Source organism: Acinetobacter sp. 129952 (genome assembly GCF_056642055.1).
Window position 1 is genome coordinate 75,138 of the sequence record NZ_JBWVSU010000004.1, and the last position, 18,465, is coordinate 93,602.

17 protein-coding genes are annotated in these 18,465 nt (G+C 42.6%); 13 read left to right on the plus strand and 4 right to left on the minus strand.

The features are described from left to right. Positions 1 to 4: 4 nt before the first annotated feature. Complete coding sequence (locus tag AC1IR0_RS05985; RefSeq protein ID WP_148334492.1) at positions 5 to 775, minus strand: SDR family NAD(P)-dependent oxidoreductase; 771 nt, start codon at positions 773 to 775, stop codon at positions 5 to 7. 138 nt (positions 776 to 913) lie between these two features. On the opposite strand from AC1IR0_RS05985, the gene AC1IR0_RS05990 reads away from it, so the two are divergent. Both AC1IR0_RS05990 and AC1IR0_RS05995 read left to right on the plus strand, forming a co-directional pair. After that, positions 914 to 1,936: an AraC family transcriptional regulator gene (locus tag AC1IR0_RS05990; protein ID WP_180181375.1), complete on the plus strand. Its 1,023-nt coding sequence runs from the start codon at positions 914 to 916 to the stop codon at positions 1,934 to 1,936. Positions 1,937 to 2,165: 229 nt separating this feature from the next. Further along, positions 2,166 to 2,519, plus strand: coding sequence for a hypothetical protein (locus tag AC1IR0_RS05995; protein ID WP_004645396.1), 354 nt, complete (start codon positions 2,166 to 2,168; stop codon positions 2,517 to 2,519). Positions 2,520 to 2,702: 183 nt separating this feature from the next. Here the strand turns inward: AC1IR0_RS05995 and prmC are convergent, their stop codons facing one another. Both prmC and prfA read right to left on the minus strand, forming a co-directional pair. Beyond that, the gene (gene prmC / locus AC1IR0_RS06000; RefSeq protein ID WP_409653716.1) at positions 2,703 to 3,521 is read right to left on the minus strand and encodes a peptide chain release factor N(5)-glutamine methyltransferase; all 819 of its coding nucleotides are present in this window, start codon (positions 3,519 to 3,521) and stop codon (positions 2,703 to 2,705) included. Beyond that, entirely contained in the window at positions 3,521 to 4,609 is a 1,089-nt protein-coding gene (gene prfA, locus AC1IR0_RS06005; RefSeq protein WP_409653713.1) for a peptide chain release factor 1, read from the minus strand. The genes prmC and prfA overlap by 1 nt, the downstream gene beginning before the upstream one ends. Before the next feature lie 345 nt (positions 4,610 to 4,954). Between prfA and AC1IR0_RS06010 the strand changes: the two genes are divergently transcribed. The 4 genes from AC1IR0_RS06010 to AC1IR0_RS06025 all read left to right on the plus strand — a co-directional run bounded on the left by AC1IR0_RS06010 (position 4,955) and on the right by AC1IR0_RS06025 (position 8,145). Further along, positions 4,955 to 5,371 (plus strand): glycine zipper domain-containing protein, encoded by a 417-nt coding sequence (locus AC1IR0_RS06010; protein ID WP_004645401.1) that lies wholly within the window; start codon positions 4,955 to 4,957, stop codon positions 5,369 to 5,371. A 244-nt stretch (positions 5,372 to 5,615) separates the two neighbouring features. Beyond that, positions 5,616 to 6,071, plus strand: coding sequence for a hypothetical protein (locus AC1IR0_RS06015; RefSeq protein WP_004278778.1), 456 nt, complete (start codon positions 5,616 to 5,618; stop codon positions 6,069 to 6,071). A 157-nt stretch (positions 6,072 to 6,228) separates the two neighbouring features. Beyond that, complete coding sequence (locus tag AC1IR0_RS06020) at positions 6,229 to 7,233, plus strand: LLM class flavin-dependent oxidoreductase (RefSeq protein WP_409653708.1); 1,005 nt, start codon at positions 6,229 to 6,231, stop codon at positions 7,231 to 7,233. 348 nt (positions 7,234 to 7,581) lie between these two features. After that, positions 7,582 to 8,145, plus strand: a complete 564-nt coding sequence (locus tag AC1IR0_RS06025; protein ID WP_004278780.1) for an NAD(P)/FAD-dependent oxidoreductase — start codon at positions 7,582 to 7,584, stop codon at positions 8,143 to 8,145. A gap of 246 nt (positions 8,146 to 8,391) precedes the next feature. On the opposite strand, the gene ppsR is transcribed toward AC1IR0_RS06025, so the two are convergent. Continuing rightward, the gene (gene ppsR / locus AC1IR0_RS06030; protein WP_004278781.1) at positions 8,392 to 9,228 is read right to left on the minus strand and encodes a posphoenolpyruvate synthetase regulatory kinase/phosphorylase PpsR; all 837 of its coding nucleotides are present in this window, start codon (positions 9,226 to 9,228) and stop codon (positions 8,392 to 8,394) included. 154 nt (positions 9,229 to 9,382) lie between these two features. Here ppsR and ppsA point away from each other — a divergent pair, with 154 nt between their 5' ends. The 7 genes from ppsA to cyoE all read left to right on the plus strand — a co-directional run bounded on the left by ppsA (position 9,383) and on the right by cyoE (position 18,203). Beyond that, positions 9,383 to 11,761, plus strand: coding sequence for a phosphoenolpyruvate synthase (gene ppsA / locus AC1IR0_RS06035; protein WP_004278782.1), 2,379 nt, complete (start codon positions 9,383 to 9,385; stop codon positions 11,759 to 11,761). A 419-nt stretch (positions 11,762 to 12,180) separates the two neighbouring features. Next, positions 12,181 to 12,978: an RDD family protein gene (locus tag AC1IR0_RS06040; RefSeq protein ID WP_004278783.1), complete on the plus strand. Its 798-nt coding sequence runs from the start codon at positions 12,181 to 12,183 to the stop codon at positions 12,976 to 12,978. 298 nt (positions 12,979 to 13,276) lie between these two features. Further along, the gene (gene cyoA, locus AC1IR0_RS06045) at positions 13,277 to 14,371 is read left to right on the plus strand and encodes a ubiquinol oxidase subunit II (protein WP_004278784.1); all 1,095 of its coding nucleotides are present in this window, start codon (positions 13,277 to 13,279) and stop codon (positions 14,369 to 14,371) included. A gap of 3 nt (positions 14,372 to 14,374) precedes the next feature. After that, positions 14,375 to 16,363, plus strand: coding sequence for a cytochrome o ubiquinol oxidase subunit I (gene cyoB, locus AC1IR0_RS06050; protein ID WP_004278785.1), 1,989 nt, complete (start codon positions 14,375 to 14,377; stop codon positions 16,361 to 16,363). A 4-nt stretch (positions 16,364 to 16,367) separates the two neighbouring features. Next, the gene (gene cyoC, locus AC1IR0_RS06055) at positions 16,368 to 16,988 is read left to right on the plus strand and encodes a cytochrome o ubiquinol oxidase subunit III (protein ID WP_004278786.1); all 621 of its coding nucleotides are present in this window, start codon (positions 16,368 to 16,370) and stop codon (positions 16,986 to 16,988) included. Beyond that, positions 16,988 to 17,314 (plus strand): cytochrome o ubiquinol oxidase subunit IV, encoded by a 327-nt coding sequence (locus AC1IR0_RS06060; protein WP_004645410.1) that lies wholly within the window; start codon positions 16,988 to 16,990, stop codon positions 17,312 to 17,314. The genes cyoC and AC1IR0_RS06060 overlap by 1 nt, the downstream gene beginning before the upstream one ends. Positions 17,315 to 17,324: 10 nt before the next feature. Next, positions 17,325 to 18,203 carry a heme o synthase gene (gene cyoE, locus AC1IR0_RS06065; RefSeq protein ID WP_409653698.1) on the plus strand — a complete coding sequence of 293 codons (879 nt, stop codon included), beginning with the start codon at positions 17,325 to 17,327 and terminating at the stop codon, positions 18,201 to 18,203. The last annotated feature ends 262 nt before the right edge of the window (positions 18,204 to 18,465 follow it).

The window sequence follows — 18,465 nt, forward strand, 5'->3', positions numbered from 1 at the left end:
TGAATTATTTTGGTGCCATACGGATTGCGCCATCCAGACGAATGACTTCACCATTTAAATAGCTATTTTCAAAGATATGCCCCACCAATTGGGCGAATTCCTGTGGTTTTGCCAGACGTGGTGGAAACGGCACCATTTGCCCCAAAGCATCCTGGACATTTTGCGGCATGCCTTTCAGCATCGGAGTTTCCATAATGCCCGGCGCGATGGTCATGACACGGATCGCTTCACGGGCCAGTTCACGTGCCAGAGGTAAAGTCATTGCGACTACTGCACCTTTAGAAGCCGCATAGGCAGTCTGACCAATTTGGCCGTCATAAGCGGCAACCGAAGCGGTGTTCACAATCACGCCACGTTCTTCTTCACCAGCTTGCAGCTCATATTTTGCAATTAAAGCCGCCGCATGACGCAACATATTAAAAGTACCGTTTACATTAATATTCAGCACTTTTTGGAACATTGCCAATTCATGGATGCCGTTACGACCCAATACTTTGGCGGATGGCGCAATCCCGGCACAGTTGATCAAACCATTCAGTTGGCCATATGTGCTTTCAACATGAGCGAAGAAAGCTTCAACTGTCTGTTCATCGGTCACATCGAGCTGTACAAATTCAGACTGTGAACCCAGTTGCTGCTGTAATGCCTGACCCTGCTCCTGATTCATATCGACCAGAATCACTTTAGCACCGTGTTCAACCAAATGAGTCGCTGTAGCTGCACCCAAACCTGAGGCACCACCAGTGATCACAATAACTTTTCCCTGAATGTTCATGTTTATTTCCTAGCGATTTTTCTATTTCAGATACGACTTAATATGCAGAGTAAACAGAGTTTTTATTCTGTACAATTTCCAAATATTGCATCTTGCATGATGTATTTGAACAATGAAAACAAGGATGTCAGACTGAATATGCATAAGCCTGCACTGGAATATAGCAAAGGCACCATCTCGATTGACCTAGTGAACGAAGCATTGCTGGATGCCAAACGGCTGCAATTTGATATCCCTGCCATTTTGAAAAAAGCCAATATCCCAGCAGAAGTATTAAATGCTCCCAAGGCACGCGTGTCGGTCAGCCAATTTGCCCAATTATGGACTGTGCTTGCAGACAGCATGAATGACGAATTTTTTGGCATGGACAGCCATGCCATGCGTCGTGGCAGTTTTAAATTGCTTTCGAAAATGGTTATGCAGGCAGATACACTGGAAAAAGCGCTGCAAAACATTCTGCAATTTCTCAACTTGGTTTTGGACGACCTGCAAAGCACGCTCATGGTTGAGGAACACTATGCCTATATCGTGATTTATGATTTAAAAACAACCAAACGCATGTTTAGTTATGCGACTTATCTGATGCTGATTCATACCCTGATCTGCTGGTTAAGTGGACAACGGATTTTGCTTAATCAGATTCAATTGAAATGTGCAGCACCACTGAATGATTTTGATTACAAAGTTCGATTCTGTGAACAGATTGAATATCAGGCCAGCGAAAATTACGTGCAATTTGATGCCAGCTATCTGCAACTGCCGATTAAACAGGATACTCAGTCTTGGTATCAGTTTATTCAGCAAACACCACAAAATTTATTGGTGCGTTTTAAAAACCCCTATGCCTTGAGCACCCAGATTCGCCGAAAATTGCTACAGGTTTCGCCGGCAGAATGGCTGGAACTGAATGAACTAGCCTTAAAAATGAATATGTCTGAAGCCACCATGCAACGGCGTTTAAAAAGTGAAGGTGTCAGCTATCAGCAATTAAAAAATGAGATACGCCGGGATACCGCCATTGAGTTACTGACCCGTACTGAACAAAGTTTACAAGAGATCAGCGATCAGCTTAATTTTCAGGAATCCAGTGCATTTCATCGTGCATTCAAAAAGTGGACTGGCGTCAGTCCAGGCGCGTATCGACAAAATAATATTAGATAATTTATATAAATTTAGACTTTAAAAATATTACCGAAAAAATACTTGGATTCTAAACATTTATTTTTATTATGATTATATATTTCAAGCCCTAAAATATATATTAGCAGGACTACACAGTCACCCAGAAAGCTTTGCAATTCACCCGGAAATAGATTATTTTTCATTCAATTTATAGCACTTTTGCTATTGGCTGTACTCTCCATTTTCCTTTCTAGTTGAAGGTATCTCCATGTTAAAGATGACTGATGTGCTTGGGCAAAATCTTGTCCAAAACTTCTCTAAAGCTTTATTTTCTTCGACTGATCTCATTACAGAACAGTTGAATCAAGGGATTTTAAATGCATCGGATGCAGAACTGAAAGATGCAATTCTGCACTTCTTTAATCAGGTAGATGCTGTGGAAGCGGCTCAGGCCCTTGAAATTCCGGCAGAACGTATCAATGAATTACAACAAGGTATTGCCTTGAAAGATGAAAGATCTCTGGCGGACACTTTGAAAGTTGTGGCACTTTGTCTGGCAATGGAAACTGGCAGTTTGGATCAGGTAGAAGTCTATGACTGTCTACAAGACTATCCAATGTAATTCTTTTTTAAGTATTCCTCGAAAGCGGTGCTCTGGCATCGCTTTTTTGTTTTTAGTTATACTGCGTTGGCGTCATATCATTCAAAATACTTAAGGTTTCAGATGCAGTCAGGAATTTATAAAGAAAAAATCCAATAAAAAAGCGACCACATCGGTCGCTTTTTTATAAAGATAGATGACAGATTAATGTGGCCATTGACCCAAAGTTACGCGATCATTCCCGCCATAATCTTTAACCGTGCGGACTTGCTTATAACCCGCCTGTTTAAATAGATGTTGTACGGCGTCTGCCTGATCATAACCATGCTCAAGCACCACCCAACCATTGACAGTCAAATGCTTCTTGGCTTGCAGAATAATCATTTCAATATCGGCCAGCCCCTTTTTATCTGCCACCAGCGCACGTTCCGGTTCAGTCGCCAGATTCTGCATATGCACATCATCAGCATCGATATAAGGTGGATTCGATACAATGGCATCAAAGAATTGACGGCCAAATGGTTTCAACCATGAACCCAGAACAAATTCCACATTCTCAATATCATGTTGTTCCGCATTATATTTCGCCACCTCAAGCGTAGGCTCGTAAATATCGGAAGCGGTTAGTGTCCAGTTAGAACGTTCAGATGCCAGTGATAAGGCAATTGCACCAGTACCTGTACCCAAATCCACCACACGGGCATCATCAGGCAGATCCAATTTCAACACAGTCTCAACCAGCACTTCAGTATCCGGACGTGGCACCAAGGTATCTTTGGTCACTTTGAAGTCTAAAGTCCAGAATGGCTGTGAACCAATGACATAAGCCAAAGGCTCACCGGCAGCAATACGCGCCAATCCGTCTTTATACGCCTGTTCCTGTTCCGGCGTTAACTCCTGATCCTTTTTCATCAGCAGATCAAATGAATCAATCTTGGTGATGTGTTCCAGTAACCAGGCATTTTCCTGACGTTCGTAACTTTCAGCTTCGCCGCGTAAAGCCAAGGCTTGTAAAATATTCATTATCCACCATTCTGCTGTGCAAGCATGGCCAATTGATCCGCCTGATATTCGCGATGCAGGCTGTCCAGCAATTCAGTCAAATCACCTTCCATCACGGCATCCAGCTTGTATAAAGTCAGGTTAATGCGGTGATCTGTCATACGACCTTGCGGATAGTTATAGGTACGGATACGTTCTGAACGATCCCCCGAACCCACCAGGTCACGACGCATTTCCGAGGTTGCTGCATCTGCTGCTGCACGTTTGGCATTTTCCAAACGTGATACCAGCAGTGCCATCGCTTTGGCCTTGTTCTTATGCTGTGAACGCTCATCCTGACATTCCACTACGGTGCCGGTTGGAATATGAGTAATACGTACTGCAGAATCGGTTTTGTTAATGTGCTGACCACCCGCACCTGAGGCACGATAGGTATCAATACGTAAATCAGCTGAATTAATTTCAACGGAAGTATCCACATCCACTTCAGGCAAAATCGCAACGGTACATGCTGAGGTATGCACACGGCCTTGTGATTCGGTCGCTGGTACACGCTGTACACGATGCGCACCACTTTCAAATTTTAGACGACCGTAAACACCGTCACCATTAATCAGGCAGATGACTTCTTTATAACCGCCATGCTCGCCTTCATTTTCAGAGAGGATTTCAATACGCCAGCCTTGGTTTTCCGCATATTTACTATACATACGAAATAAATCGCCTGAGAAAATCGCAGCTTCATCGCCGCCGGTTCCGGCACGAATCTCAAGATAAGCCGAGTTGGCATCATTCGGATCTTTCGGAATCATCAAGATGTTCAGGTCTGCTTCAAGCGATTCAATTAAAGCTTTATTCTCTTTAATTTCTTCCTGCGCCATTTCCTTAAAGTCCGGATCTGACAGCATGGCCTGAGCTGTTTCAATGTCTTCTTCAGCCTGTCTGTACTTGGTCCAGACATTGGTGATTTCTGTTAAGTCATTATGCTCACGTGACAATTGACGGAAGCGCTTATTATCAGAAATGACTTCTACATCAGCCAGTAATGCGGTCAATTCTTCATGGCGGTCAGAGAGTTGGTCTAATCGTAAACGTAACGATTCTTTCATTTTCTAAAAAATCTCAAACATAGGCTGCGACTAAAAACCGATTTAGCACAGCGAAATCAAAAAATTGCGCCTAGTTTAACGACTCTGGCTTCTAATGAACATCATTATTGAGTAAGTCCGCGTTGCTATCATTCGTGCTCTACAGCATTTGTTAACAAATATGATTAAAAACAGTGGAATTGACTTTTTTATAGTCGATCTTATTCTTATTTCTTGCTGATTTTACAATTCGCCAAATAAAGCAGGGAATTATGAAGAAACATCTTCATATTGTTTTGGGCATGATTTGTTACATTTTCCGCATCGAAATAACTACAGTCCTGTAGATGGACACGGAGTGATAACATGAAACTCAACGCACTTTTAATGAGTACAGTTTTAGCTGCTGGTTCAATGATGACCGTAAACGCACATGCCGACAGTACAGCGCGTGTTGCAGCAGCAAGTGCTTTAGGTAGTGTTGCAGGTACAGCATTAGGTAAAAACATGGGTGGTAATACCGGCGCAACCATTGGTGCTGCTTTAGGTGGTGCTGGCGGCGCAGCAGTTGCAAGCAGCAAGAAAAACCGTACTGAATCTGCCATTGGTGGTGCCCTAGGTGGCGGTGCAGGTTATACTGTAGGTAAAAATATGGGCGGTACTAACGGCGGTTATATCGGTTCAGCTTTGGGTGCTGCCGGTGGTGCTGCATTGGGTAACAAGATTGCCAAAGATAAAGCAGCTGAAAAACGCTCTAAACACTGGAAAAAACGTTACCGTTAATTTGCGCTCAGGCAGTTTAGACCAGACGCTACCTTTAACATGAAAAGCACCTTTTGGTGCTTTTTTATTACTGCTTTACTACGTGAATTTTCAATTAATACATGGGATTATCCTGTCCACATCATGAATAAATTAAGGAGATAAAAATCACAATTCGCCAACACTGCCTCCATGCTGTTTGGCGCTTGCTAGATTAAATTTATCTCATCAACAAAATATAGCTAGATATATAAAAGGTGTCCTCATGAACTATAAATCTCTAATGATCGCTGTTGTAGCAACCTCAGCTATGGGTATGACAGCTGCCAATGCAGGCAATACAACCAATACAGCGTTGGCTTCTGCTTTGGGTGGTGTCGTTGGTGCCGCAGTCGGTAATAAAATGGGCGGTACTACTGGTGCAACAATCGGTTCAGCGATTGGTGGTGGTGCGGGTGCCGCTGTAGCAGCAAATAAACGTGACCGTAATGGTGCGATTATCGGTGGTGCCCTAGGTGGCGGTGCAGGTTATGCAGTTGGCCGAAACATGGCAGGCACCAATGGTGGTTACATCGGTGCGGCACTGGGTTCAGCAGGTGGTTCAGCTTTAGGTAAGAAAGTTAGCGAAGACCGTCGTTATGATGACCGCAGCGAACGTCGCTATAACTCTTCTCGTAACTATCGTTATAACGATTATCGCTATAACAACCGTCGTCGTTAAGACTCTCTCTCCTCTTATTCTTTCCTCCTTTATAAGCATCTTCGGATGCTTATTTTTTTGCCTTTATTTTTGGTTTACACTTATATCGATTTTTTTCGATATACAAATACACTCTAAAGTCGTATGCTTTTAGAGATGTCTATTTAAGAGTAATACTATGCGTACGCTTAACGATACCCAGTTCTCTATCCTCGAACTGGTTCCTGTTCGTGACGACAAGAGCATTCAATTCGCGCTGAACCATGCGCTGGAACTTGCCCAAACAGCAGAAAAATTGGGTTATCGCCGGATGTGGCTAGCAGAACATCATAATATGGATGGTATTGCCAGTTCAGCAACCGCAGTTCTCTTAGGCTATTTACTGGCGAATACCAAAACCCTAACTTTAGGCTCTGGCGGAATTATGCTGCCCAACCATGCCCCGCTGGTCGTGGCTGAACAGTTCGGCACCTTGGCAATGCTCTATCCGGACCGGATTGAACTGGGTTTGGGCCGTGCTCCGGGCACCGATCAAATGACCATGCGTGCCCTACGTCGTGGCCGTCAGGAAACCGAAGATCAGTTTCCGCAGGATGTTCTGGAAATTCTGCAATATTTTAAAGATCCAGAACCACATCAGCGTATCGTAGCGACGCCGGGTCAAAGCACGCATGTACCTGTATGGTTATTAGGGTCCAGTCTGTTTAGTGCGCAATTGGCAGCAAAACTCGGCCTACCTTATTCCTTCGCTTCGCATTTTGCCCCGCGTATGCTGGGTCAGGCCATTCAATTATATCGTGAAAACTTTGAACCGTCTGAATATCTCGATCGTCCTTATGTATCGATGGGCGTACCGACCTGTGTCGCAGATACCGATGAAGAAGCACAATATCTGTCGACCAGTGCCTATCAGCGGGTTTTATCACTGATTCGTGGGCAAAGCCTAAAACTTAAAGCACCAATTGATTCGATGGAAGGTCTGTGGTCGCCGCCGGAAAAAATGTCAGTCGATAATTTCTTTGCCATGGCTCAGGTCGGTTCCAAAGAAACCGTTAAAGCCGGTCTGGCATCGCTTTTAGCCAAATATGACGTGGATGAGTTTATCTTTACTTGCGACATCTATGACACTGACAAACGCCTACATAACTTTGAGCTGTTGATGCAAATTAAAAATGGTCAGTAAATAAGAGTTGCATCTACCTATTCTCAGCAATGGGTAGATGTTTTTCATCTTTAAAGATAAATGACTAAAAGAAACATCCCAGTAAAATCATTTTTATTGACCTTTTCTATTAAAAAGCTTCTTTCTTGAACGAATACTTCACTTCTTTTCCTTCATCCATCTCAGCAAGTTAAAAGTCATTCCTTTTGGATCGCCTGTAAATCCATTCAGTCTTCAATAAAATCAGATTTTATATTTTGGTCAAATAGATGACTGTCTAAGTTAAATTTTTCACTTTACCCTGGCTTGAGTTTTTGTTTATATCTCATACAAAGAAAATTAATTATTAAATAAATTCAAGGAATTCTAATGTCTACCAAGCATGATCCACACGCTGGTATTTTTGAAAATCGCCCCGAACATTTTCAGCAGTTTAATGGAATTAAAGTGCCCTCTTCCGAACTGTTAAAATTGGGTTATGCAGATAAAGATATTGCGATTATTGGCACGGATCAGTTTACCGTGAGCCAGCTGGATAAAATCAGTCAACATGCCCGTTCGGTAAAAGTTTTCCAGATTAATCCTGCTTTTGTACTGCCCGGTTCCGACCGAATTCTGCAACGAATTATTAATCACCCATTGATTGGTAAAAATCGCCGCTTATTTAACAACCGCATTAAAAGCTTGCTTTCTCTGCGGTTTTTAGAAAATCAGGTGCAGAATTTGTGGCTAAGACGCCAGTTAATGCCAAATCTTGCATCTTCCCGTAAAATTTATCTGAAATCAGATCATTATTATGCTGCCCTACAACGTGAAAATTGCCGCCTGATTACCTGGCCGATTCTGAAAATTTCGGAAAATACAATTCATTGTATTAATGGTGAACAGCATCCGGTCGATATCATTATTCATACTTATTTAGCAGAAAAATAACTCACGCTGGCGAGTAAAAATGAAAAATTGGTAAGCTGATAATGAGATTTTTATTTACGTATCAAGAACCGACATGATTATTTATTCAACAGAATGAGCAAAGAAGACTCTTTTATATTTCAGAATATGATAGTTGGTATTTTCTTAGAATTATAAAATTCATACATTATTTCGATTAATCAATGCTTACTTGTAATTTTTAGCTATAAATCAAAGCCAAACCACAGTTTGGCTCTGGCTGGTTTCTTAACCGATTCGACGTTTTAAACCGGTCATTTGCAACACACGTGTTGAGATTTCTTCAATCGACATTTCAGACACATTCAGGTACTTGATGCCTTCCGAAATATAAATTCCTTCAATCGCACGCAACTCCATCTGACACTGACTAAAGCTGGCATAACGGCTATTGGCCTTACGCTCAGAACGAATGGCCACAAGGCGTTCCGCATCAATCATCAGGCCAAACAGCTTGTTTTTATGCGGTCGCAGCACGGCTGGCAGTCGGTTATCATCCAAATCTTCTTCAGTCAGTGGATAGTTCGCCACGCGAATACCGAACTGCAAAGACAGATAAATAGAGGTCGGGGTTTTACCTGAACGCGATACACCAATCAGGATCAGGTCAGCTTTATCATAATGACGGGTACGTGCGCCGTCGTCGTTATCTAAAGCAAAATGAACAGCATCAATACGGGCCTTATAAGACTCAGAGTCGGTCACCGCGTGGGTCTGCCCGACTAAAGTTGTAGGAATCGTGCCTAATTCATCAGCCAACTTACTAATAAGCCCTTCAAATACATCGAGATTTACTGCATTTGCAGTATTAATAATGTCGCGCACATAGGGATCAACTAGGGTATCAAATACCAGCGGTTTTTCACCGTCGATTTGAGCTCTTGCATTGATCTCTGCCACCACATTTGTAGCCGCTTCTTCGGAACTAATGTAAGGGATAATATGAATGTCAAATTTCACATGCGGAAACTGCGCTAACAGCGAGTGTCCAAGGGTTTCAGCGGTGATGGCGGTACCATCTGAAATAAAGAAAACACTACGCTGAATTTGTTTACCTTCCGACATTAAAATTCTCCTCCAACATTTGTCTTAGTGCTATATAATCTTTATAGTAAACCGATCTTACATGACTGTCGCTTAGTAAAATCAAAAACCTAGATGATTTGCTATACTCTCATGCCGAGATAGTGATTAATACTGCAAAAGTGGAGTAACAACTTTGGAAGCGCGCGTAATTGGTCTGGAAAAATTAGGGAAGCACGACGTTGAGCTGGTCGGTGGGAAAAACTCATCACTAGGCGAAATGATCAGCCACTTATCAAATGCTGGTGTATCTGTGCCAGGTGGTTTCGCAACGACTGCCGATGCCTACCGTGAATTTCTCGAGCAAAGTGGCCTAAACGCTAAAATCAATGCAGAGCTTGCTGCACTCAATGTTGATGATGTAAATGCACTTGCTGAAACTGGCGCAAAAATTCGTCAATGGATTGTGGATACTCCACTTACGCCTGCATTAGAACAAGAAGTTCGTACAGCATTTGCAGAACTTTCTAACGGCAACCCTGACATCGCGGTTGCCGTTCGTTCTTCTGCAACTGCAGAAGATTTGCCGGATGCTTCTTTTGCCGGCCAGCAAGAAACTTTCTTGAACATTCGTGGTATCGATAACGTTCTGATCGCAATCAAAGAAGTGTTTGCATCTTTGTACAACGACCGCGCAATCTCATACCGTGTACACCAAAACTTTGCCCATGATGTAGTTGCCCTGTCTGCTGGTGTACAACGCATGGTTCGTTCAGAAACTGGCGCTGCAGGTGTGATGTTTACGCTAGATACTGAATCAGGCTTCCGTGATGCAGTATTCATTACTGCATCTTATGGTTTGGGTGAAATGGTCGTTCAAGGTGCAGTTAACCCGGACGAATTCTATATTTCTAAACCGCTTTTAAATGCAGGCCGACACGCGATCCTTCGTCGCAACCTGGGTTCTAAGCACCAGAAAATGATTTATGGTGAAGAAGCATCTGCAGGTAAATCTGTCGTTGTCGTGGATGTTGAAAAAGCTGAACGCCAACAGTTCGCTTTAAACGACCAGGAATTACAAGAACTTGCTAAACAAGCGCTGATCATTGAAAACCACTACGGTGCACCAATGGACATCGAGTGGGCAAAAGATGGCGATGATGGCAAGATTTACATCGTTCAGGCGCGTCCTGAAACTGTAAAAAGCCGTGAAAATGTCGGCACCATGGAACGCTACCTGTTGAAACAACGCGGTACTGTGATCTGTGAAGGCCGTTCAATCGGTCAACGCATTGGTTCTGGTAAAGTCCGCATTGTGACGTCTATTAAAGAAATGGACAAAGTACAAGACGGTGATGTTCTTGTATCTGATATGACTGACCCGGATTGGGAACCAGTCATGAAACGTGCAGCTGCGATTGTAACAAACCGTGGTGGTCGTACTTGTCACGCAGCAATTATTGCACGTGAGCTTGGTGTTCCTGCAATCGTGGGTTGTGGTAATGCAACTGAAGTTCTTGTAGACGGTCAGGAAGTGACTGTGTCTTGTGCTGAAGGTGATACTGGCTTTATCTATGAAGGCGCACTAGATTTTGAAATTCAAAAGAATTCAATTGAGTCTATGCCTGCTCTTCCATTTAAAGTAATGATGAACGTGGGTAACCCGGATCGTGCATTTGACTTTGCTCAAATTCCAAACGCAGGTATTGGTCTGGCGCGTCTTGAATTCATTATTAACCGTATGATTGGTGTTCACCCGAAAGCATTAATCAATATTGACAGCCTTCCACGTGAAACACGTGCAGCAGTCATGGCGCGTACTGCAGGTTATGCATCTCCAATTGAATTCTATGTAGAGAAACTGGTTGAAGGTATCTCGACACTTGCTGCTGCATTTGCAGACAAGCCAGTCATTGTTCGTATGTCAGACTTCAAGTCTAACGAATATGCAAACTTGATCGGTGGTAAGTTATACGAGCCAGAAGAAGAAAACCCGATGCTAGGTTTCCGTGGTGCAAGTCGCTACGTTTCTGATAACTTTCGTGATTGCTTCGAACTTGAATGTCGTGCATTGAAAAAGGCACGTGATGAAATGGGTTTAACCAATATCCAGATCATGATTCCATTTGTTCGTACTGTTGCTGAAGCGAAACGTGTAATTGAACTTCTTGCATTAAATGGTCTTAAGCGCGGTGAAAACGGCCTTAAAGTGATCATGATGTGTGAACTTCCAACCAATGCTTTATTGGCAGATCAATTCCTTGAACATTTCGATGGTTTCTCTATTGGTTCAAACGACTTGACACAATTAACGCTTGGTCTTGACCGTGACTCGGGTATTGTCTCTCACCTATTTGATGAGCGCGACCCTGCAGTTAAGGCGTTGCTTTCTCTTGCAATTCAAGCATGTCGTAAAGCTGGCAAATATGTCGGTATTTGTGGTCAAGGTCCTTCCGATCACCCAGATCTTGCACAATGGTTAATGGAACAAGGTATCGACTCTGTGTCTTTAAACCCAGACTCGGTACTTGAAACTTGGTTCTTCCTGGCTGAAGAAAAAGTGCAAAAAGCATAAGCAATTGTGAATAAAAAAGACCCTTTGATAGGGTCTTTTTTATGAGATAGATATTATGATTTATTGTTTGAAAATTGATAACTAAAGACCCAATCACAAGCTAAACAATTGAATTTATAAATATAATTAAATCAACGCTTATCAACACATAAAGACTGTAATGACAAACAAATACCAACAGTAAAGTCATATCAAAATGGCAATAATAATAAATAACCATCGAATGTTCAGGAAGATATTTTTAAGAATGCAGATCCTTGCAATTTTGTATGGGCTCATTTTTAATGACAAATATGATTGAAAATCCTCAATTAATCTATATCTTACGATGAGAGGATGTTTGTTTTCAAAACAGAATTTAATACAATCTTGATCAAAGCTATTATCAGTTCACATTTATATATTGAGATTCAGTCTATATGCAGATTTACTTGGCCCGAAACAATCAACAAGCTGGTCCATATACGCTCGAGCAATTGAATCAGATGCTGGCGAATCAACAAGTCATGCTGACTGACCTGGCATGGCATCAAGGCATGACCGAGTGGAAAGCCTTAGGTGAACTTACCCAAGGAAAATCGGTATATCAACCCGAAGGTTATGTCGCTCCAGCAGTCACACCTGAAACGCCGGTATTCCAGAATAGCCAACCAACGACTTCGGCCTACTCACAGCCTCATACTCAAACAGCAACTCAAAAAAATGAACTTGCCAGTATTCCAAGCCGTATCCTGGCCAAAATTGTAGACGTATTACTGTGGCTACCAGCAACCTTCATTTTGACTGCTTTTTTTACGCCTGAACAGGAAACCCGGTTTGCTCAACTGAATGAAGAATTCATGAATGTTGTGCTGAGTAGCGATGCAGATCCTGCAATGGCTCAGCAATTACAGACTCAAATGTTTGAGATGTTTTCTCAGCAGGCGTGGCTTGCCACAGCGGTCTATTTGATTATCATGCTGGCCATTCAAGCCTTTCTGATTGCCAAATCAGGCCAAAGTATTGGTAAAAAGCTCACGAAAATCAAAATTGTAGATGTAGAATCAGGTGAAAAGACCAGCCTGTTGCGCGCCTTTACTATTCGTAGCGTATTTTTCATATTTTTAAATATTGTATTTATGCCACTGAGTTTAATTATTGACTGGGCCTTCGGATTGGGCAAAAAACGTCAAACCTTGCACGATAAACTCGCAAAAACGCAAGTTGTGAAACAATAGTGCAGGAATACACAAAATGGGATGAATATCATCCCATTTTGATTACAGAACTTTGAAATTGAAATAAAATTCCCATAAATCCTCCCCAATCCAGACCAGCAAAATCGGTTTTTATTACAGGCATTTAAAGCGCCCTAGATATAGCTTAGTTCGTGAATCTCAGGCATAATGCCCTACAACGTAGCGGTGTATTGTGATTAATAGGATGTTTTGTAAAATTCAGCCTTTTTTGTCATATGCACTTTAATCGCTATCCCATATTAAATTAGGGAATGGGACTCTTCACCGAGGTTGTAAAATGAGACAAACGATTTTAGCTGTATTGTCTTTATCTGCGATGACTGCACTCTTGACCGGGTGTGGTGGTGATATGGTACTTCTGAACTCTAAAGGTCCAGTTGCAGCAGGTCAAAGTAACCTGATGATGACTGCGATTTACTTAATGCTTTTGGTGGTTATTCCATCAATCATCATGGCATTATGGTTCGGTTGGAAATATCGTGCATCGAATAAAGACGCAGACTATAAACCTACATGGGCACACTCTACTGCGATTGAAATTGTGGTATGGGGTATCCCTGTCATTATTATTGGTATTTTAGCTTGGTTAACTTGGTGGGGTTCCCACAAGTATGACCCATACCGTCCAATTGAAGCAGATAAAGCACCTTTAACTGTTCAGGTTATTGCTGAGCAATTTAAATGGATCTTCATCTATCCTGAGCAAGGCATTGCAACTGTTAACGAATTACGTTTCCCAGAGCAAACTCCGGTAAGCCTTCGTTTAACCTCTAACTTCACGATGAACTCGTTCTTCATCCCGGCGTTAAGTGGTCAGATTTATGCAATGGCAGGTATGCAAACTCACCTTAACTTCTTAGCTGATGAAACTAGTCCAGCTGAAGGTTATCGTGGTTTCTCTTCAAACTATTCAGGCTATGGCTTCTCACAAATGCGCTTCCGTGCACATTCTGTGACTGATGCTCAATTCGCTGAATGGATTTCTGCTGTTCAGGCAGGAAACGGTACTTCAGTTAACCCTAATGCAGTACAAAAAACTGTTCTAGACCAAGCTGAATTTGCAACTTTACGTGACGGCAACCGTGGTAAACACCAGATCGAAGCGATTATTGCAAAAGCTGAAACTCCTGAAGAGAAGGCTGCTGCTGAAGCAATGAAGCCTTACCCTACTAAGCCACATCCTGTGACTTACTACTCTTCTGTAGAGCAAGGTTTGTTTGAATCTGTGATTCACAAGTATATGAGTAACTATCATGGTGCTGATCATTCAGCTCCTGTAGAAGCTGCAGCGACTGATGCTGTTGCTCACGAAGCGGCTGCTTCTGAAGCTCATGTAGCTGGTGAACATGCGACTGCTTCTCAAGGAGAATAAGACATGAGCTTCTTAGGTAAGTTAGGTCCAGATGCAATTCCTTACGATCCAATCGTATTGGCAACTGTTGCAATGATGATCCTGGGTGGTATCGCAGTTTTTGCTGGTATTACCTACTTCAAAAAATGGGGCTACCTGTGGAACGAATGGTTCACATCTGTAGACCATAAAAAAATTGGTATCATGTATATCTTCGTATCTGTAATCATGCTTTTGCGTGGTTTCGCCGATGCGATCATGATGCGTCTTCAGCAGTTCCTTGCAAAAGGTGGCGGCGAAGGTTATCTACACCCTGAGCATTACGACCAGATCTTTACCGCGCATGGCGTGATCATGATCTTCTTCGTGGCAATGGGTCTTGTAGTTGGTTTAATGAACATCTCTGTACCGCTTCAAATCGGTGCACGTGACGTTGCATTCCCATTATTAAACTCTTTAAGCTTCTGGTTATTCGCCGGTGCTGCAGGTCTGATGATGGTTTCACTTGCGTTAGGTGAATTCGCTGCAACAGGTTGGATGGCATATCCTCCACTGTCTGGTATCGAATACTCTCCAGGCGTAGGTATGGACTACTACATCTGGGCACTGCAAATTTCAGGTCTAGGTACGCTATTAACGGGTGTTAACTTCTTCGTTACTATCATCAAAATGCGTGCGCCTGGCATGAAACTTATGGAAATGCCAATCTTTACCTGGACATCTTTATGTACAGCAGTATTGATTATTGCGGCTTTCCCTGTGTTGACTGCAACAATTGCAATGTTAACGCTTGACCGTTACTTCGGTTTCCACTTCTTCACCAATGACTTGGGCGGTAGTCCAATGTTGTACGTGAACTTGATTTGGACTTGGGGTCACCCAGAAGTATACATTCTGATCTTACCAGCATTTGGTATTTACTCAGAAGTTGTTGCGACTTTCTCGCGCAAAGCATTGTTCGGTTACAAATCAATGGTGTATGCAACAGTAGCAATCACAGTATTGTCATTCGTTGTATGGGTTCACCACTTCTTTACCATGGGTGCAGGTGCCAACGTTAACGCGTTCTTCGGTATCATGACCATGATTATTGCGATTCCTACAGGTGTGAAGATCTTCTCTTGGTTGTTCACCATGTACAAGGGTCGTATTGTTTTCACCACTCCAATGCTATGGACACTAGGCTTCCTAGTGACTTTCGGTATCGGTGGTTTAACAGGTGTATTGATGGCAGTTCCACCAGCGGACTTCCTGGTACACAACTCTTTATTCCTGATTGCTCACTTCCATAACGTAATTATTGGTGGTGTGGTATTCGGTATGTTCGCAGGTATCATCTTCTACTGGCCGAAAATGTTCGGTTGGAGACTGAATGAGACTTGGGGTAAAGCAGCGTTCTGGTTCTGGTTCTTCGGTTTCTATTTTGCATTCATGCCACTTTATATCCTTGGTTTCATGGGTATGACACGTCGTTTGAATACATTTGACAACCCAGAATGGGACCCGTATGTAGATATCGCGATGTTTGGTGCGGTTCTGGTTGCACTGGGTATTCTATGTTTCATCATGCAAATCGTGGTTGGTTTCCTACAACGTGACCAACGTCTAGATTTGACTGGCGATCCATGGGATGGTCGTACCCTTGAATGGGCGACATCTTCTCCTGCTCCGTTCTATAACTTTGCTCATCTTCCAAAGATCAATGGTATTGATACTTTCTGGATCGAGAAAGAAAATGGTGTTGCGTATGCAAAACCAACGAAGTACGAAGATATCCACATGCCGACTAACCGTGCTGCCGGTTTCGTTATCGCGATGTTCATCACTGTTATGGGCTTCGGTTTAATCTGGCACATCTGGTGGTTAGTAGTTGTTACGTTCATTGCTTCTATCATTAGCTTCATCGTGTCTTCTTTCACCAAGAAAGTGGATTACTATGTTCCAGCTGCTGAAGTTGAGCGTATTGAAAACGAACGCTATGCGATTCTTGAAAAACACTTGAAGAAGGACTAAGACAATGGCTGAAGTACTTCATCACGATAACCACGGACACGATGAGCATCATCATCACGATGATACTGACATCACCGTCTTTGGTTTCTGGACTTACTTGATGAGTGACCTTGTCCTGTTCGGTACACTCTTCATTGCGTTCGCTGTTTTGAGTAGCCACATTCCTGTGGGTACTCCAAGTGCGAGAGACCTGTTTGGCGACTCTTTAGGTTTCGTTCTTACTGAAACCTTCGCCCTCTTGATCTCTTCTGTAACCTTTGGTTTTGCAGTTCTTGCTGCATACAAAAAAGACGTTGCAAAAGTACTAACTTGGTTAGCGATTACTTGGGTATTCGGTGCTATCTTCATCGGCATGGAACTATATGAGTTCAATCACCTAGTTCATGCGGGTCACGGTCCAAGCACAAGTGCGTTCTTATCTGCGTTCTTTACTTTGGTAGGTACGCACGGTATTCACGTAACTTCTGGTCTGGTCTGGATGATCGTGCTTATGGTTCAAATCAAGAAATATGGTTTGACTCTTGCAAACACGCGTCGTCTAGCTTGCCTAAGCTTGTTCTGGCACTTCCTTGACATCGTTTGGATCTGTGTATTCAGCGTAGTTTACTTGATGGGAGTTCTGTAATGAGTCACGATCATAACGCTGCTGGCGAATCACACGGTAACGTTAAGCAATATACTGTTGGCTTTATCCTTTCTGTCATCCTTACCGTAATTCCATTCGGTATGGTGATGGCAGGCGGTTTTGGCCGTGGTATCTTGATTACTGTCATCGCGATTACTGCGGTTGCTCAGATTCTTGTGCAGTTAATTTACTTCCTGCATATGAACTCTTCTTCAGAGCAACGCTGGAACGTGATTGCATTCGTGTATACCATCTTAACTATCGCTATTCTTTTAGTGGGTTCTGTATGGATCATGAATTACCTACACTACAACATGATGATCTAAACTGGTCGTCATGCTGAAAAAGTATTTATTCCTGACTAAGCCAGGAATTCTCTTCGGTAACTTTGTTACCACTTTGGGTGGCTACTTCGTAGCCACCCAAGGTTCTGTAGATTTCCTTCTCCTGCTTATTACCCTTCTCGGTACTACGCTTGTCGTAGCATCAGGATGTGTGGTCAACAACGTGATTGACCAGGACATCGACCAAAAAATGCAGCGCACCCAAAACCGTGCTCTGGTCACCAAAACCATTTCCGAACCTGTTGCCCTGGCCTTTGCTCTGGTATTAGGCATCGTTGGTTTTAGTCTTTTATGGTTCTGGGTAAATGCGTACGCTTTCTTATTCGCGGTGATTGGTTTTGTCGTATATGTTGGTTTCTACAGCCTATGGACAAAACGAACCACAATTCATCAAACTGTTGTAGGCAGTATTTCTGGTGCAGCTCCGCCTGTCATTGGTTATACCGCAGTGGCCAATCAATTTGACCTCGGTGCGTTACTGATCTTTTTAGGTTATGCGCTATGGCAAATGCCTCACTCATGGGCGATTGCGATTTACCGCTTTGATGATTACAAAAATGCATGCATTCCGATCTTGCCTGTGGCACGTTCGATTCATCGTACCAAGATTGAATCACTGGTTTATGTGGTGTTATTCACGCTGACCATGAATGCGTTATTTGTCTTTGGTTATGCCAACTGGTTCTATGCAGTGATTTTAAACTTACTGTGCATTTACTGGTTGTATATCGGTGTCATTGGATTTAAAGCTGAAAATGATCAACTTTGGGCAAAGAAATATTTCTTGTTCTCGGTGATCCTGATTACTGTCATTAGTATTATCTTTAGCTTTACCTCAACTGCGCCATCTACACAGATTGTGTTTTTTTAAAAAGATAGAGTTAGTCTCTATCTTTTTTTATTTTGATTTCTCTTAATCCCCTACTTCCAATAGTTGTAGAGCAGAATCAAAAATTCGGCGTTATAAAGCTAAACCTCGATCTTCCTGATCGCTTAGAAAATTCAATCTTTCTAGTTCCAGACTCCAATCCTTCAGTTTTCTAGATTTTCTGGCCTGAAAAGTACAGCTTGATCTTCGCAACAATACATTTGCTGAATTTAATCAGTCCAAATTTGCTTAAAGCCAAAGTCAG

What these genes read in the sequence shown, in the direction of transcription:
- AC1IR0_RS05985 (WP_148334492.1), bottom strand. Translation starts at nt 775, where the DNA reads ATGAACATTCAGGGAAAAGTTATTGTGATCACTGGTGGTGCCTCAGGT.
- AC1IR0_RS05990 (WP_180181375.1), top strand. Translation starts at nt 914, where the DNA reads ATGCATAAGCCTGCACTGGAATATAGCAAAGGCACCATCTCGATTGAC.
- AC1IR0_RS05995 (WP_004645396.1), top strand. Translation starts at nt 2,166, where the DNA reads ATGTTAAAGATGACTGATGTGCTTGGGCAAAATCTTGTCCAAAACTTC.
- prmC (WP_409653716.1), bottom strand. Translation starts at nt 3,521, where the DNA reads ATGAATATTTTACAAGCCTTGGCTTTACGCGGCGAAGCTGAAAGTTAC.
- prfA (WP_409653713.1), bottom strand. Translation starts at nt 4,609, where the DNA reads ATGAAAGAATCGTTACGTTTACGATTAGACCAACTCTCTGACCGCCAT.
- AC1IR0_RS06010 (WP_004645401.1), top strand. Translation starts at nt 4,955, where the DNA reads ATGAAACTCAACGCACTTTTAATGAGTACAGTTTTAGCTGCTGGTTCA.
- AC1IR0_RS06015 (WP_004278778.1), top strand. Translation starts at nt 5,616, where the DNA reads ATGAACTATAAATCTCTAATGATCGCTGTTGTAGCAACCTCAGCTATG.
- AC1IR0_RS06020 (WP_409653708.1), top strand. Translation starts at nt 6,229, where the DNA reads ATGCGTACGCTTAACGATACCCAGTTCTCTATCCTCGAACTGGTTCCT.
- AC1IR0_RS06025 (WP_004278780.1), top strand. Translation starts at nt 7,582, where the DNA reads ATGTCTACCAAGCATGATCCACACGCTGGTATTTTTGAAAATCGCCCC.
- ppsR (WP_004278781.1), bottom strand. Translation starts at nt 9,228, where the DNA reads ATGTCGGAAGGTAAACAAATTCAGCGTAGTGTTTTCTTTATTTCAGAT.
- AC1IR0_RS06040 (WP_004278783.1), top strand. Translation starts at nt 12,181, where the DNA reads ATGCAGATTTACTTGGCCCGAAACAATCAACAAGCTGGTCCATATACG.
- cyoA (WP_004278784.1), top strand. Translation starts at nt 13,277, where the DNA reads ATGAGACAAACGATTTTAGCTGTATTGTCTTTATCTGCGATGACTGCA.
- cyoB (WP_004278785.1), top strand. Translation starts at nt 14,375, where the DNA reads ATGAGCTTCTTAGGTAAGTTAGGTCCAGATGCAATTCCTTACGATCCA.
- cyoC (WP_004278786.1), top strand. Translation starts at nt 16,368, where the DNA reads ATGGCTGAAGTACTTCATCACGATAACCACGGACACGATGAGCATCAT.
- AC1IR0_RS06060 (WP_004645410.1), top strand. Translation starts at nt 16,988, where the DNA reads ATGAGTCACGATCATAACGCTGCTGGCGAATCACACGGTAACGTTAAG.
- cyoE (WP_409653698.1), top strand. Translation starts at nt 17,325, where the DNA reads ATGCTGAAAAAGTATTTATTCCTGACTAAGCCAGGAATTCTCTTCGGT.